At 70.3% G+C, this 15,306-nt stretch carries 13 protein-coding genes; 7 read left to right on the top strand and 6 right to left on the bottom strand.

The window, feature by feature from the left end; genetic code table 11:
• Nucleotides 1-102 precede the first annotated feature (102 nt).
• Both AC1VNM_RS24295 and AC1VNM_RS24290 read left to right on the top strand, forming a co-directional pair.
• Nucleotides 103-2,367, top strand: a complete 2,265-nt coding sequence (locus AC1VNM_RS24295; protein WP_483108615.1) for a hypothetical protein — start codon at nucleotides 103-105, stop codon at nucleotides 2,365-2,367.
• A gap of 96 nt (nucleotides 2,368-2,463) precedes the next feature.
• Nucleotides 2,464-4,944, top strand: a complete 2,481-nt coding sequence (locus AC1VNM_RS24290) for a hypothetical protein (RefSeq protein ID WP_483108614.1) — start codon at nucleotides 2,464-2,466, stop codon at nucleotides 4,942-4,944.
• 286 nt (nucleotides 4,945-5,230) lie between these two features.
• On the opposite strand, the gene AC1VNM_RS24285 is transcribed toward AC1VNM_RS24290, so the two are convergent.
• The 3 genes from AC1VNM_RS24285 to AC1VNM_RS24275 form a co-directional block, all read right to left on the bottom strand.
• Nucleotides 5,231-5,707: a low molecular weight protein-tyrosine-phosphatase gene (locus AC1VNM_RS24285; RefSeq protein WP_377158198.1), complete on the bottom strand. Its 477-nt coding sequence runs from the start codon at nucleotides 5,705-5,707 to the stop codon at nucleotides 5,231-5,233.
• A gap of 19 nt (nucleotides 5,708-5,726) precedes the next feature.
• The gene (gene rpe / locus AC1VNM_RS24280; protein WP_377158199.1) at nucleotides 5,727-6,413 is read right to left on the bottom strand and encodes a ribulose-phosphate 3-epimerase; all 687 of its coding nucleotides are present in this window, start codon (nucleotides 6,411-6,413) and stop codon (nucleotides 5,727-5,729) included.
• 113 nt (nucleotides 6,414-6,526) lie between these two features.
• On the bottom strand, nucleotides 6,527-7,348 hold the full coding sequence (locus AC1VNM_RS24275) for a substrate-binding periplasmic protein (RefSeq protein ID WP_483108613.1): 822 nt from the start codon (nucleotides 7,346-7,348) through the stop codon (nucleotides 6,527-6,529).
• A 167-nt stretch (nucleotides 7,349-7,515) separates the two neighbouring features.
• Here AC1VNM_RS24275 and apaG point away from each other — a divergent pair, with 167 nt between their 5' ends.
• The 3 genes from apaG (at nucleotide 7,516) to mltA (ending at nucleotide 11,366) form a co-directional block, all read left to right on the top strand.
• Nucleotides 7,516-7,890, top strand: a complete 375-nt coding sequence (gene apaG / locus AC1VNM_RS24270; RefSeq protein ID WP_377158204.1) for a Co2+/Mg2+ efflux protein ApaG — start codon at nucleotides 7,516-7,518, stop codon at nucleotides 7,888-7,890.
• A complete protein-coding gene (locus AC1VNM_RS24265; RefSeq protein ID WP_483108612.1) occupies nucleotides 7,890-9,965 on the top strand; it encodes a site-specific recombinase in 2,076 nt (691 codons plus the stop codon). The genes apaG and AC1VNM_RS24265 overlap by 1 nt, the downstream gene beginning before the upstream one ends.
• 165 nt (nucleotides 9,966-10,130) lie before the next feature.
• Complete coding sequence (gene mltA, locus AC1VNM_RS24260; RefSeq protein WP_483108611.1) at nucleotides 10,131-11,366, top strand: murein transglycosylase A; 1,236 nt, start codon at nucleotides 10,131-10,133, stop codon at nucleotides 11,364-11,366.
• Here mltA and AC1VNM_RS24255 read toward each other — a convergent pair.
• Nucleotides 11,356-11,637 (bottom strand): DUF427 domain-containing protein, encoded by a 282-nt coding sequence (locus AC1VNM_RS24255; RefSeq protein WP_377158210.1) that lies wholly within the window; start codon nucleotides 11,635-11,637, stop codon nucleotides 11,356-11,358. The genes mltA and AC1VNM_RS24255 overlap by 11 nt on opposite strands.
• Nucleotides 11,638-11,648: 11 nt before the next feature.
• Here AC1VNM_RS24255 and AC1VNM_RS24250 point away from each other — a divergent pair, with 11 nt between their 5' ends.
• A complete protein-coding gene (locus AC1VNM_RS24250) occupies nucleotides 11,649-11,915 on the top strand; it encodes a hypothetical protein (RefSeq protein ID WP_483108610.1) in 267 nt (88 codons plus the stop codon).
• Between the two features lie 89 nt (nucleotides 11,916-12,004).
• The gene (locus tag AC1VNM_RS24245; RefSeq protein WP_377158214.1) at nucleotides 12,005-12,616 is read left to right on the top strand and encodes a Fic family protein; all 612 of its coding nucleotides are present in this window, start codon (nucleotides 12,005-12,007) and stop codon (nucleotides 12,614-12,616) included.
• Between the two features lie 3 nt (nucleotides 12,617-12,619).
• Here AC1VNM_RS24245 and AC1VNM_RS24240 read toward each other — a convergent pair whose 3' ends face one another.
• Together AC1VNM_RS24240 and AC1VNM_RS24235 are read right to left on the bottom strand one after the other, a co-directional pair.
• Complete coding sequence (locus AC1VNM_RS24240) at nucleotides 12,620-14,260, bottom strand: GDYXXLXY domain-containing protein (RefSeq protein ID WP_483108609.1); 1,641 nt, start codon at nucleotides 14,258-14,260, stop codon at nucleotides 12,620-12,622.
• Nucleotides 14,257-15,207 carry a DUF2157 domain-containing protein gene (locus AC1VNM_RS24235; protein ID WP_483108608.1) on the bottom strand — a complete coding sequence of 317 codons (951 nt, stop codon included), beginning with the start codon at nucleotides 15,205-15,207 and terminating at the stop codon, nucleotides 14,257-14,259. Before AC1VNM_RS24235 ends, AC1VNM_RS24240 begins: the two co-directional genes overlap by 4 nt.
• Nucleotides 15,208-15,306: the final 99 nt, after the last annotated feature.

Here is a 15,306-nt window from a genome sequence, read left to right as displayed (position 1 = left end):
CTCTCCGCACGGCCTCGACGCGGGCCCTGGCCGGCAATTCTGCCGGCAAGCGTGCCCCCGACGCGCAGAACGCTCCCCCCGCCCAGTGCCACTGCACGCGCCATGCATCCACTCATCGCCGCGTTCACGTCCTCATTTCTCCAGGACCCTGCGCTCGACGCCGCGGTGCCGGTGACCGCCAGCACCGCCGAAGGACGAGCGCATGACCCCTGGTGGTACCAGCCCGGATCCCGGCAGTCGCCTGAAGCGTTCGCGCGCGGCAACGGCTTCGATCGATTCGCGTCCAGCCTGTCGGCGCGCATCTCGGCCTTGGCGGCGATCGTCGGCACGGCGTCGATCGAAGCCGACGCCTTCGTCACCTTCCAGGCCCATGTGCTGGACGTCGACAGCAAAGGCGCCAACCGCCACTTCGGTGACGCCGCCGGCAACGTCTATGGCGAGGGCGCCCAGTACCTGGATCGCCTCGTGCACCTGATCGGCGACCCTCGCCTGACGCCGGAGACGCGCATCACCGCATTGCGCGAGCTCGCCCCGCAATTGGTCGAGTGCGGCAACGGTGCCGTGGTCGCCCTTCAGCAGAGCGTCGCGCGCCTGGATCCGGACAGACGGGGCCTGCGAGGGAAATGCCGCACGCTCATGGAACTCACCATCGAACAGGTCGCCGCCGAAGTCCTCGACCGGCGTCACGCCAGGGCGTTGCGGGCGGCACCGGGCATGCATCGGCACCATGTGGCGGGCCTGCAGACGCGCCTGTATGGCGCACTGGGCCTGTCCTGGCGTCCGTCCAACGATCCGATGGCCAAGGCCACGTTCCCCACCCGGACCATCGAGAGTTGCCTCCAGCAACTCGGCAGCGTGCTGACGCCATCCGCCCTGGCATTGACGTTGGCGGAGGACTATCTCGCGAGATGCACGGAGGCCCTCCGCGACGCCGGCGCGTGCCGCCCGGACGCGCCGCTCACGATCGGCGAGATCGACGCGGGGACGCTGACGCTGCTCCACGAGTTCAATGTGACGCCGACGCACGACGCGTTGGTTCGCGTGGACGCGGACGCCGGCAGTTGCGTGCTCCAGGACGATCCGATCCTGGTGGGCCTCCAGTTCCTCGAAGAACTGTCGAAGGCCGACGTGGTCCATGCGGCGTGCCACGAACCGGTCGCTTCATGGATCGACGGCAGCGGTGAGCCGGTGCAGTGCTTCGTCAACGGGGCGCTGTCGTGGGCCGTCCAGGACGGCCGGCCACGGCCGCTGATCGCATCGGACCTCCCCGGGCTGGCGACCTTGACCGTCGCGCCGCTGAACGCGGCGGCCAGGCGGTCGCTCAGGCTGGCCAGCACGCCATCGGCGTTGGCCGCGCACGTCGATCCGCGCCTGCTGCGGGACGCCGACACCTGCACCTGGTTGTGCGACCAGTTCGACGACGCCGGTCTGGCGTCGCTGTTGAGCGATTGGCACGCCAGGCAAGCCTGGACCCCGGAGCAGTTCACCTGGATTGCGCACGCGCTCGCTGCCCAGGGCCGCGTCGATCTGTTCACAGGCCTGCCCTTCGACTGGCCCGCCAACGCGCGTCTCGCGGTCATCGTCCGCGCACTGGACGCCAAGCCGCCGAAGCTGGATCCCGGCGGCCTGCGGCAGGTCCTCGCCATGACGGTCCAGGATCAACAATCGCTGCTGGAATGCGTCCTCTTGAAGGCGGACCTGCCCCTGTGCTGCCGCTTTCTGGATGCGCTGACGACCCGGGCCCGCACGGGGGAGCTGGAGATCGGCACCTGGGAGGTTTTCACCGATGCCGCCATGGAGAAGTCGGGCATCGCCGCGCGCCTCTACCGGTCCACGGGGACCTACTGTTCGCTGACCAGACTGTTCCAGCATCGCAATCTGCAAGGCCTGCTGATGAAGGGCAGCAGCTCGCCCAGACAGTTGGCCACGGACCTGCTCCCGCCCGTGAAGGGGATATTTCCACGGGTCATCGATACGAACGATGAGGGTCACGTCCTTGCCGCGTTGCTGGCCGTCGAGGTCATCGGAAAGTATGCCTGGGGAGGCGACAAGGCGCGCGGCCGCGACACCTTGCGTGCGCTGCTCGAGGGCCCTGGCCGATGCGCCTCCGGGGCCCTGCAGCGTCTGCACGGGCCGCGCACCGAGGACCTCTTCATCGCGCTGCTGGCGGAGACCCTCCGGGCGATGCGGCGGTTGTCCTTCAGCCGGGAGGAAGCGAGGGCCCTGCTTCGCATCCGTCCCTCCTCGGCCTCCGCGAAAGTGGGCGAGATCCTGGACGAAGTCGCCCGGCAGATCGACAGCGCGACGGACGACGAACAGCTCCCGGAGTCGCTCGACGACTTGCTGACCTACACCCTCGCCCGATGACGACGGGGCGAGCGGGCCGCCCGTCGCGCCGCCGTCGCGAATCGACGAATCGACGAATCGACGAATCGATCATGTTTGTTCGCACACTCACCGCGCATGCCTGTCATCCACGATCTGTACTCTTCCACCTTCCTCGCCGAAGCGCCGATCGTCGACGCCGAGCCGCCGCCGCCCGCACCTGCCGATGCGACGTCGGACGGCGATTGGACCTACAACCCCCAGCGCCATGGCGCCTTCGAGGCGTTCTTTCGACACGCGGACTATCCGCCGTTCCGCGAACGCGTCGAACGCAACATCGACGATCTGATCGCCTTCGCCCGCGCCGGCGACCTGCGCGGCGCCGTCCCGCACCTCGAGGCCCTGCGCAACAAGCTGTTCGACATCGGCGTCGACGGGCATCCCCTGAGCGTCAAGCCGTACGAGGTCATCAAGTCCTATGGCCCCCTGGTCGAGTCCCTGGACCGGCTGGTGCCGCTGTTCCACGACGAGACGATGCGCCTCGAGAGCCGGCGCACGGAACTGCAGCGGCTGGCGCCGGAGCTGCCGGTCTGTGCCAACGGCGCGCTCAACGCCGTGCAGTCCGCGCTGATCCAGCTCGAGCTGAAACGCTCCGGTCTGGGCGGGAAGTTCCGCGCCACGGTCGAGCACATCGTCGAACAGGCGGCCACCGATGCCGTCGAGATCAAGTACCAGCGCGACTTCCACCTGGCTCACCTGGAGCAGCGGCACTACGTCGCCGGATTGAAATCGAAGCTGTATCAGGAACTCGGACTGCGCTGGGAACTGCCCGCGGACGATTCCGCCTACCGCCGGCACTCCGAGAACTTCGTCCGGCGCGTGGCCGGATCCCTGACCGAGGCCATCGCGCCGGGGGCGGTGGCCCGTGTGATGGCGGAGGACTACCTCGCGCGTTTCACCGACGGCATGAACGAGACGCTCAGGCCGCGCGGCGCGGGGGCCTGGCCCACCGACGGGGATGTCGAGGACTGCACCGCCCTGCTGTCGTTGGAGTTCGGTCCGCCGCCGCCGCGCCATGGCCTGCTGCGACAGCACCCGGACGGCATCGGTTGGGAATGCCTCACCGACCCCACGCTCGTCGCGGCGCACCTGCTGGACAGCCTGCACGACGCCGGCATGCTGCAGCAACGCCGCGCGCCCAGCACCGTCGCCCGCTGGACGACCGTCGACCTGCCGCCGGCGCACTGTGAGCTCCAGTCGGTCGATGGGCTGACCTGGGTGGCAGAGAACGGCCATCGGCGCCCCTTGGAGGCCGAGGATCTGAAGCAGCTGAACGACCGCGCCGCCCTGAGCGCGCCGATGGTCCTGGCGGCCATCGCGAACAGTCCGCCCGACACCGTCGCCACCCTGGCGGAGCCCGATTGGCTGCTGAACCGCGAGGTGGGCGACCGCCTGCTGGGTCGCGTCGGGCTGGGCGGGGTCGCAGCGCTGGTCGAGGCACGACGTGCCGCCGGCACCTGGACCGACGAGCTCGACGCCTGGTGGACCGGCGTCCAGGAGGCACACGGCCCGAACCCGCCCCCCGCGGGTCGCATCAGCTGGTCGGACGCCCAGGGACAGCATCAGCTCGCGCCCGTCCAGATCAGCGATCTGCTGGGCGCCCGGATCGGGGATCTGCTGGACCAGCGCGAGCTCGGCCCGTTGTCCACGGAGACGCTCACCCACCTGAGCGACCTGCTGAGCTTGACCTTGACCGAGCCGACGCCGAGGGCCCCTCGCGCCGTCGACGCCTCCCACCTCACCAACGCCGCCCGCGCGGCCCGGGAGGCCCGGAACGCCTTCAAGCGTGCGATGGCGATCGAAGAACCCATCCGGACGTGGTGGGCCACGGTCGGCGAGGCCCTGCGCGCCGACCCGCCGCGGATGACCGGCGACGCCTTGGCGGACGTGCTGACGACGGCAGGCAGCGAGTCGACGGTCCCGTTCGTCCGCGCCCTCACCGTGGCAGACGACAACGTGCGGCAGGTCTTCATGGACGGCCTGACGGAGCTGCAACGCGATGGTCTTCTGGCCACGGATCGCCTGGTCGCGCGGCTGACGCAGCCGCACGCGGCCTCCGACGGGCTGACGGCACGGCTGACCTCGCCGGAATTCGACCTGGAGACCCTGCTGGCGTTCACCACGAGGGCGGTGGCCGACGGCCATCTCGAACGCGAACGTGGCCTGGAACTCTTCTTCGGATCCGCACCGATCGCCTCCTCGTCGACGCCCCTGCCGCTCGTCCTGTTCGAGCGCGCCGACGCGCGCGCCGACAAGCGCCTGCGAGCCTATTTCTCCGCGCTGAGAGAGGCGGCGTCGCGCGGTGTGGTCACGCGGGACGAGCTCCTGCGATTGACCGGCCACGGACGCAGCGCCCATCCCGTGGCCGATGCCTGGCAAGCCACGCCCTCGATGACGAAACGTCCCCCCGCGTCGGCCTGGTTCCTGGGCATCGCTCAACTGTGTGCGGAAGGCCACCTGGCGGTCGAGGAGGCGGAAACACTGCTGGTCCCGCCCCCAGCAGGCAACGCGTCGGCCTGGGGGATCTCGCGGACAACTGGCAACAGCAGCAGGTCCTGAACATCCTGTGGTCCGTGCCGCGCCCCCGCTTCGCGGGGCTTCGCGAGCCGTTGCCGCCTGAGCCGACGGAGGTCGCGCAGCGGCGTCGTCAGCTGTTGAGCGCCGTGACCGGTGCGGGTTCCGGAACGCCCTGCCGCTTGATCAGGGCGCTGCACGACGCCGTCCCGGACCCGGACGCGGGGTTGAGATCCTTCATCGAGCAGCAGCTGGCGTTGACGATGACGACGCTGGGCTTCGGCGCCGAGGAGATCGCCGCCGCCGTCGGCAACCCCGTCGACGCGGTCGCCTAGCCCGGGTCGCGGTGAAACCGCGCGCGGTCGCTCGGCCAGGTGTGGGCGCGCGCCTCGATCAGGTCGAGCACCTGCACGAAACCGCTGGCGGCGCCGTAGTAGGGATCCGGCACCTCGTCCAGGCCCAGTCCCGTCATGCCGGCCAGGAACAGCCCGAGCTGCGCCTGCGCCGCCGGCGGCCGCATCGCCTGCAGGCCGCGCAGCACCTGGCGGTCCATCGCCAGGATCAGGTCGTAGCGGTCGAAGTCCTCGGGCTTCACCTTGCGCGAGCGCCAGCGCCGGTCCATGCCGTAGCCGCGCTGCTCCAGCACCGCCAGCGCGCGCTTGTCGACGGCGTGTGCGCGCGACGACGCGAACACGCCGGCCGAGTGCACCTCCGTCAGGCCGAGCTCGGGGGCGCGCAGCCGCAGCACCGCCTCGGCCATCGGCGAGCGGCACAGGTTGGCCGCGCAGACCAGCAGCAGTCGGGTCACCGTGTCGACGCGTCCGGGGTCAGAGCGCCAGCTCGGCGCGCATCGCGTCGATGACGCCCTTGTAATCGGGCTTGCCGAAGATCGCCGAGCCCGCCACGAAGGTGTCCGCGCCCGCGGCCGCGATCTCGCGGATGTTGTCGACCTTCACGCCGCCGTCGATCTCCAGGCGGATGTCGCGGCCGCTGGCCAGGATCATGGCCTTGGCCTGCTGCAGCTTCTTCAGCGCGCCGGGGATGAAGCTCTGCCCGCCGAAGCCGGGGTTGACGCTCATGATCAGCACCAGGTCGACCTTGTCGATGACCCACTCCAGCACATCCAGCGGCGTGGCCGGGTTGAACACCAGGCCCGCCTGCGCGCCTTCGGCCTTGATCAGCTGGATCGTGCGGTCCACGTGCGCGCTGGCCTCGGGGTGGAAGCTCACCAGGTTGGCGCCCGCGCGGCAGAAGGCCTGCGCCAGGCTGTCCACCGGCTGCACCATCAGGTGGACGTCGATGGGCGCCGGCGTGCCGTCGGGCTTCACGGCGTGTTTCTTCAGCGCCTCGCAGACCATCGGGCCGAAGGTCAGGTTGGGCACGTAATGGTTGTCCATCACGTCGAAGTGGATCCAGTCCGCGCCGGCGGCCAGCACGTTGCGGACTTCCTCGCCGAGATTGGCGAAATCGGCGGACAGGATGCTGGGGGCGATGCGATAGGTGGGCGGGTTCATGGCGGGGCGGGCGCGGAGCCGCTGGCGGGGAAAGTCGACGATTGTAGAAAGGCCGGCGCGCGAGCGGGCGCCGCCCGGCCATGACACCCGTCGATGGCGCCCGACGACGGCGCTCAGCGGTAGCGTTCGGCCAGCCGCGCGATCTCCCCGGACGCGCTGAGCTGGCGCAGGCGGTCGGTCAGGCGCTCCACCACCGCCTCGGGCAGTTGGCGAGAGACCACGACGTACTGGGTTTCCTCCTCGAAGACGTGAGGCCCGATGCGCACGCGCGACGCCAGGCCCTCGCCGCGCGCCGCCTGGCGCAGGTTGAAGTCCTGGCCGTAGACCCCGCCGGCGCGGCCGCGCACGAGCATCTGCAGCGCTTCCTTGTCGCTGCGCGCGGATTCGATGAAGGACACGTCGGCCTCCTGCAAGGTGGCGGCCAGCTTGGTCCCCTGGGCCAGCAGCAGCGGCTGGCGCCGCGAGAAGGCGCGCAACTCGTCCCAACTGCCGGGCGCGCGTTCCTCGCCGGCGCGCATCGCCAGCACATGCGAGATGCGGTACAGCGGCACCGGCAGGTAGCGCATCAGCGCATGGCGGTGCTCGGACTTGAGCAGGCAGAAGAACACGTCGAGGTCACCGTTGCTCAGCATCAGCTCGAGGCGGCGCAGCGGCACCTGCTGGGTCAGGCCTTCGATGCGCAGGTCCGGATCGGTCCGCATCACGGCCTCGGCGATCTCGCCGCACAGACCGGGGCGCTGCGGGTCGCCCGACGCGTACTTGGCCGGCGCGCCTGCCTGCGCGGCGCTGCGCAGCATCAGCGGTCCCGTGGCGCCGGCCCCCGGCACCGCGGGTGCCGGGGGCCCGGACGGCGCCGCCATCGCCGAGTTCGCGGCCACCAGCCCGAACCTGACGCCCGCGGCCACGCCGCCGGCCAACGCGCAGCCGCGCGCCATGGCCTGACGTCGATTGGGCCGGGGGATGCCGGCGGGTGTCCTGCCCTTGTCTCCATGACGGATGGCGTCCGGTGCGTGCCGGCCGCGTGGGGTGGTCCGTTCGAGCGGGTCCTGCTTGTGCTCTGTGCGATAGCCAGCATAGCCGAGGCGGCGCCTAGAATCCGCCGATGGCACATCCGCATTTCCACTGCAGCGTGGCCGTCGAGCCGCTCGCCGATCAGACCTTCCCGGATCGCAACGAGTTCGCGTACGGCTATACCGTGACGATCGAGAACCGGGGCGACGTCACCGCCCAGCTCATCGGCCGCCACTGGACCATCGTCGACGGCAACGGCAAGGAGCAGGAAGTGCACGGGCTGGCCGTAGTCGGCCACCAGCCGCTGCTGCAGCCGGGCGAACGCTTCCAGTACAGCTCCTGGGCGCAGATCGCGACCCGCCACGGCACGATGAGCGGCCGCTTCCTGTGCGTCACGGACAAGGCCGAGGTCTTCCACGCCGACGTGCCCGAGTTCCTGCTGGCCGACTCCGGCTCCCTGCATTGATGTTCCGTCGCCAGGGCTGGGACCTCACCGCGCTGCTCAACGCGGCGCATCCGCAGGCACCGCTGGCCGAGCGCAACCTCTGGCTGGTGCGACTGATCGAATGGCTGCGGCACGCGCCGCTCAAGGACGACCGGGCGCCAGCGCCGGCCGCCACCGCCGCGGGCGCGGCGACCCCGTCGACCCTCGGGGACGAGCCGGCACCCGCGGCGCCTGCCGTCGTGCTCGCCGCCGCGCCGTCCGCCCCGCTGCCGGTCCGCCGTCTCAAGTACCTGCTCCGCATGCTGGAGCGCCATCCCGATCACGCGAAAGCCTTCGCCGAGGTCATCGCCAGCGTCTGGGCCGACGTCGACGCGATCAGCCTCTTCGCCGAGGTCGGCTTCGCGCCGCGGATGGCGTTGTGGAACGAGTTCCTCGGCCGCCTGCGCCGGCGTCTGCTGCCGCTGAGCGCGGACACCCGGGACCTGTCCGAACTCTTCGAGCTGCTGTTCCCGCACGAGGCCGACGAGCAGTGGATCAACGCCGTCGACGACGAACTGCTGGAGCGCCTGGGCCTGCTCTTCGCCGGCGCGCCCGAGGGCGACTGGCGCGAGGAGATGCGCGCCGCGATCACGGTGCTGGTGAGCTCGGTGCGCTCGGCCGGCCTGTCCGGCGCGCTGCGCGTGCGCATGGATCCGCAGCTGCTGGCCAAGCGCCCGTTCCGCAACCTCGCTACCGCCTGGGAGCAGGTCGAGCACGCGCTGGTCGAGCACGACCGCGCCACGCTGCCCGGCAGGCTGCAGTACCTGCGTGGGCTGCTCGATGAATGCCGGGCGGCGGTGCGTTCCGTGCCGGATCACCTGGAGGAACACGGCGTCTCGGTGGACCTGATGTTCGGCGTCGAGCAGATGCAGGCGCGGCTGCGCCGCGTCGAGGACCTGCTCGCAGTGCTGCTGGCGGATCACCCCGAGCGCGAGCTGCTGCGGCTGGTCGCGAGCCTGGTGGCCGTCGTGCACGATCGACGCAGCATCCGGACGCTGTTCGCGCGGCACTACTCGCTGCTGGCGCGCAAGGTCGCCGAACGCAGCGCCGAAACCGGCGAGCACTACATCACCCGCAACCGCGAGGAGTACGGCGACATGCTGCGCCGCGCCGGCGGCGGCGGGCTGGTGATCGCGGGCACGACCTTCATGAAGTTCGCGATCATGGCGGTGGGCCTGTCCGCGTTCTGGGGCGGATTCTGGGCGGGCGTGAACTACGCGGCCAGCTTCGTGCTCATCCTGCTGCTGCACTGGACCGTCGCGACCAAGCAGCCGGCGATGACGGCGCCCGCGCTGGCCGACAAGCTCCGCCACATCGACAGCGACACCGGCCTGCAGGCCTTCGTCGACGAGGTGGCGCACCTGTTCCGCTCGCAGACGGCGGGGATCATCGGCAACCTCGCGCTGGCGGCGCCGATGGTGCTCGTCGTGCAACTGGCGGCCTGGTTGAGCTTCGGCAAACCGCTGGTGGGTGTGAAGGAAGCCGAGCACGTGCTGCATTCGCTGACCGTGCTGGGGCCGTCGCTGTTCTTCGCGGCCTTCACCGGCGTGCTGCTGTTCGCGTCCAGCCTGATCGCGGGCTGGGTCGAGAACTGGTTCGTCTTCCATCGGCTGGACAGCGCGATCGCGTGGAACCCGCGCATCGTCGCGCGGCTGGGCGCGAACCGGGCGGGACGCTGGTCGCGCTGGTGGCGCGACAACATCTCAGGGCTGACGGCCAACATCAGCCTGGGCCTGATGCTCGGGCTGGTGCCGGCGCTGCTGGGCTTCTTCGGTCTGCCGATCGAGGTCCGGCACGTGACGCTGTCGACCGGTCAGCTGGCCGCCGCGGCCGGGGCGCTGGGGCTGGACGTGCTCAAGCACTGGCCGTTCTGGCTCTGCGTGATCAGCATCCTGGGCACCGGCGTGCTGAACGTGGGCGTCAGCTTCTACCTGGCGTTCAAGGTGGCGTTGCGCTCGCGCGGGATCCGGCTCGCGGACCAGAAGCGCGTGCGCGCGGCGATCTGGACGCGGATGCGCCACCAGCCGCTGAGTTTCCTCGTGCCGCCGAAGGGCTGAAGCTCGAAAGCCGACGCTCGAGGGCTGACGCCTGAACGCCGGGCCGCTCAGGCGGCGTCGCGGTCGTCGGGCCGTTCGCCGCCCTTGCGGCCGGAGAACATCGTCCACCAGACGATGAAGACGAGCAGCGCGAGGGCGCCGAGCGCCTCCAGCAAAATCACGCCCATGATTCGTGGTCCGATCCGTAGCAGAACTCGCCGCTGGAGCGCGGCGCTGGCGATTCTAGGCGCGCTGGGGGCGGCGCTCGCGGCGCTCTCCGCTCCCGTCTCCCTCGCGGCGGGACTGTCGGTCGATCCGGAGAAGCTGCTCAACGGCGAGGACGACACCGCCGGCCGGCACGTGCTGCAGCGCGAGCGTTCCCGCTGGGTTGCCGCCGCGTGGAACGAGTTGCCCGGCTGGGGCCAGGACCGCGCGCTGGAATGGTGGCCCGCGATGCTGCGCGGCTGCGAGAAGCCGATGCCGGGCTGGGCCGCGATCTGCGCGCAGGCTCGCGGCTTCAAGCCGGGCGACGACTGGGACGCGATGGTCTGGTTGATGAAGCGGCTGCAACCGTATCGCGTCGAGTCGCCCGAGGGCCAGCGCGAAGGCGTAGCGACCGGTTACTACGAGCCGGAGCTCGCGGCGCGGCGCCAGTCGCAGGGCGAGTTCCGCGTGCCGCTGCTGGCGCCGCCGCAAGACCTGGCACAGCGCAAGCCTTACGACACCCGCCAGCAGATCGAGAGCAACGCCTCGCTGTCGCGGCTCAGCCTGGCCTGGGTGCAGGACCCGCTGGATGCGCTGGTGATGCAGATCCAGGGCAGCGGCCGGCTGCGCGTGACCGAGCGCGACGGTTCCAGCCGTTGGGTGCGGCTGTCCTTCGCGGCGCACAACGAGCAGCCGTACCGCTCGATGGGTCAGTGGCTGATCGCCCAGGGTGAGCTGCGGACCACGGAGGCGTCGTGGCCGGGCATCAAGGACTGGGGACGGCGCAATCCGCAGCGGCTCAAGGAGGCGATGTGGGCGAACCCGCGCTATGTCTTCTTCCGCGAAGAGCCGTTGCCCGATCTGGCGGTGGGTCCGCGCGGGGGTCAGGGCGTGCCCCTGACGCCGGGGCGCTCGATCGCGGTGGACAAGGCCAGCATCCCCTACGGCACGCCGGTGTGGCTGGACACGACCGAACCGCTGTCGACGACGCCGATGCGGCGGCTCGTGATGGCGCAGGACACCGGCGCGGCGATCGTCGGCGCGGTGCGGGCGGACTACTTCTGGGGCTGGGGCGAAGCCGCCGAGGCGCAGGCCGGCCGCATGAAGCAGCCGCTGCGGCTGTGGGTGCTGTGGCCGAAGGCACCGGGACCGGCCGGCCCCTCCAGATCAGCCGGACCGGCGATGGGCCGGGCCGACGGCGGCACGCTCACTCGGTGACCTGGACGCCCTTCCAGAAGGCGACGCGGTCCTTGATCTCGGCGGCGGCCTCGGAGGGTTCCGGGTAATACCAGACGGCGTCCGGGTTCATGTCGCCGTGGACCATCAGGCTAAAGTAGTGCGCCTGGCCCTTCCACGGGCAGGACGTGCGGTGATTGCTGAACGTGGTGAACTCGCGCTTCAGCGAGGTGACGGGGAAGTAATGATTTCCCTCGACCACCACGGTGTCGTCGCTCTCGGCGATGACTTCGCCGTTCCAGATTGCCTTCATTCCAACTCCTCGTGCTCAAACGCTATTTCGCCCATCGGGGCAAGGACATCTTCGTCACCGCCGGGTCTGCGAGAGACCTGGCACCCGGCAGCTTCGGGATCTGCGCGATCGGGGGCGGCGCGGAAGGCTGGTCCGTCGTCCACGTCGGCCCGGATGGCGACGCCGCCGACCTCGGCGGGGAGTACTACTTTGCCACCTCCGAGGAAGCCCTGGCGTTCCTGAAGGAACTGATCGACCTGATGGTGGATGGTGGCGAGCCGGAGGGGCTGGCGGAGTGACCCCTGGATGAGGCGATTCCCCGATCAGATCGACTCAGAATTCGAGGCGATTCTCAGCCCGATCGTCTCGCGTACCTGGCGGGCGGTGGGTGCGGTGGAAGGCGCGCTCTCGGCCGTTTCACCGGCAGATCGAGGATCCGCTCGTGGTCGCGGGCGTGGCACACCTGTGGTTCGAAACCATCCATCCCTTCGAGGACGGCAACGGCCGGGCAGGCCGAGCGCTGATCGATCTGCTGATGGCCAGGCAGATCGGGACCGCCACGCGTCTGATCCGCACGTCGGAGCGTCTGCTCGAAAAGCGCAGCGAGTACTACGAGGGGCTCCGGGCGACGCAGCACGGTGAAGCGCCGGTCAAAGCCTGGGTCGTCTGGTTTCTTGAGCAGGTGCGCGCATCGTGCGAATGCGCGACGCAGGCGATCGACGGCAGATTGGCCAAGTCTCGCTTCTGGGCAGAGCACGGAGGCCACGACATCGGGCCGCGGCAACGCGCCGTGCTGAACACACTGATCGATGCGGGTCCCGCCGGGATCGAAGGCGGAATGAGCACGCGCAAGTACGAGCAGATCGGCGAGACCTCGCGCGCCACCGCATCCCGGGAACTGCTGGAGTTGGAAGCACTCGGATGTCTGCGGCGCTTTGGCGCGGGAAGATCGACCCACTATCAGATCGCCATCGACGGCTGGAACCCGGCTGCGAACTGACGCTCACAACGGCTTCAGATCCTCCCCCACCACCCGCACCAGCAGGCCTTTGCCTTCGGGGGTCACGCGGAACTCGCCGTACTTCGCCGGCTGCCAGCGCTCGGCCTCGCCTTCCTTGAAGAACCAGGCGTCGGACACGAAGGTCCATCGACCGTCCTTGGGCGTGAGCTCCAGCAGTTGCGCACCCGCTGGCGGTTCCTCGTCGGGCCCAAGCAACTTCGGCGACTGCACGATGCCGCGCGCGTCCAGCGCCACCGCGACACGTTGCCGCGCCCCCCAGAGCAAGGGGACATCCCCGTTGAAGCGGGTCCGCCATTCCACGCCGGGCAGGTCGTAGCTCAGCCGCATGTAGTCGCCCTGCATCAGCGAACGCGGATCCACCGGCGCCAGCTTCACGAAGACCGGGCGGCCATTGGCGATGAGCTGCTCCCGACTGGCGATCAGGACGTTCACCAGCACGAGCGACAGCACGCCCGCGCCGAGCAGCACCGCTGCCGCGCCACGCAGCGCGAGCGCCGGTCGCGCCTCGCCATCGGACAAAGGCGCCGCCGGATGCCACGCCAGCCAGCGGACCCATGCGGCGAGCGCCGCGCCGGCGGCCACCAGCGCGAGGGACTTGTGGGCGAGCGGCAGTTGCCACTCGTAGTACAGCGCCCCGATCGCCCACACCGCCGCCGCGCCGGCCAGCGCGGCCAGGCGCCAGCGTCGCGTCGACGCCATCAACGCCAGCACGAGCAGGATCCCGCCGAGCGCCGGCATCAATGCGGAGAGCGCCGCCAGCACCAGCACCGGCGGAGACAACCGCGCCGCGCCCGCGGGACGCCACCGACGCCACAGCCAGGCGGCCGCGACGAGCGTCAGCAATGCCGACACGGTCCTCGACACCCAGATCAAGCTCACATCCGATGACGCCAGTCCCGGCGTCGCACCCCGGAAGACGCCGCCGAGCGCGCCGCCCGCCGCGAACGACCAGCCCGCCGCCATGGCGAAGGCGGCCAGCACGGCCACCCACCAGCCCGTCAGCACCGGCTCGAGCATCGCCGCCTGACGGGCAGAAGGCGCTCGTCGCCCCGCCCCGTGCTGCGCCGCCATCAGCGCCAGGCCCACGAGCAGCAGCAAGGTCGCCAACGCCCACCCAATGCCGCCATGGCGTTCGTACCACGTGAGCGAGAACACCTCCGTGAAGGCCAGGTGGCCGAGATGCGCCACCGGCACGGCCATCGCCGCGCCGAGCAGTACGCGCATCCACGAGGCGTTCAGCAGCAGGACCAACCCGGTACCGACGACCAGCGCGACGATGTCGACACCCGTCGGCGGCAGGTCCTTCGCCAGCGCGACGAACAGCAGCACGAGTCCGGTGATCAGCAACGGCACGGCCGCCTGTTCCAGGAACAACGCGATGCCGCGCGATCGCAGCATCAACACCGACAAGGCGATCAACGAGACGCCGAAGAAGTAGCCGACGCCCCCTCGCTCGATGGCGGAGCCGAAGAGCGCGAAGAACGTGGCCAGGAACGGCACCGCGGCCAGCCAGGCCCCGAGCGCCGTCAGCAGCACGACAGGCCAAGGCCGTGGCACCTCGGGTGGGTCTGCGGGCGCGAGCCCCTCCGCACGGGCCTGGTCGATCCACTCGACGCCGCTCATGCCCTCGCCTCCGCGTCGCGCAGGCGCCGCATGATCAGGCTGACACTGGCGGCCAGCAGTGCGCATGCCACCAGTGCGATGAGGAAGTAGCCGCCGACGTCCCACTTCCCATCGGCGATCCAGCGCGCGAATCCCGCCACCAGCAAGGTATCGACCGCCAGCGCCAGCGCGCTCATCGCGTAGACCTCGCCGCGTCGCCAGGCCAGCACGAGGCCCACGCCCATCACGCCAAGCCCCAGGAAGTATTGCGGCGCGACGTCCTTCGCGAACAGCCCGCCCAGCGCCGTGCCCGAGACAGCAATCACCGATGCCAGCACCGCCAGCCGCCACGCCCACGGCTGCGACGCCGCCTCCGGCCGCAGCGCCAGCCCGGCGCACAGCAGGCCGTAAGCGACGAAACCGATCGCATGCACCGGCACCGTGGACGCATCGAAGCGCCACGAGTGCCCGCCGAAGGTTTCCATCCACAGACCGATCCCGGTCGCCACCACGAGCGCCCACGGTGTCCACGCCAGGTCCGAGCGCGACGCCCACGCGATCGGCACCCCGAGCGCGGCCCAGAGCGCGAACAGCTGCCAGGGGCCCGCGCCGGTCTGGTAGGTCTGTCCGAAGAAGGCTAGCAGGCCGCCCAGCGTCAGGAAGGCCACCAGCGCGAGCGGCGCGCGCCAGGGGCGCAGCGTCGCCGCCGCGATCAGGCTGACCGCGAGCACCGCCTGCAGCAGCCCGAAGCGCATGAACCGCCCGAAGTCGTCCCAGTTCGCCGCGACCCACAGGATCAGCCCGAAACCGATCAACCCTGCCGCCAGCGCGCCCGCGCCGCGGCGCAGCGGCGTCCACGGATCGCCCGGCGGATCATCGACACCGCTGAGCGCCCGCAAGCGCCGTGCGCTGGTCGCATCCAGGCCCTGGCGGGCCGTCCATTGGTACAACTGCTCGTGCAGACTCACGGGTTCCTCCCTCAGGATGCGACCGCCCGCCGGGGTCGCCGGTGATGTTCTTCGAGGGAGCCGATTCTTCCTCATCCTTCGCTTCTTCCTCTTTCGGCA

The sequence above is a fragment of the Mitsuaria sp. MSU3D genome, from assembly GCF_056867975.1.
Note: the sequence above shows the minus strand (reverse complement) of the source record. Positions and strands in the feature narration are given on the sequence as shown.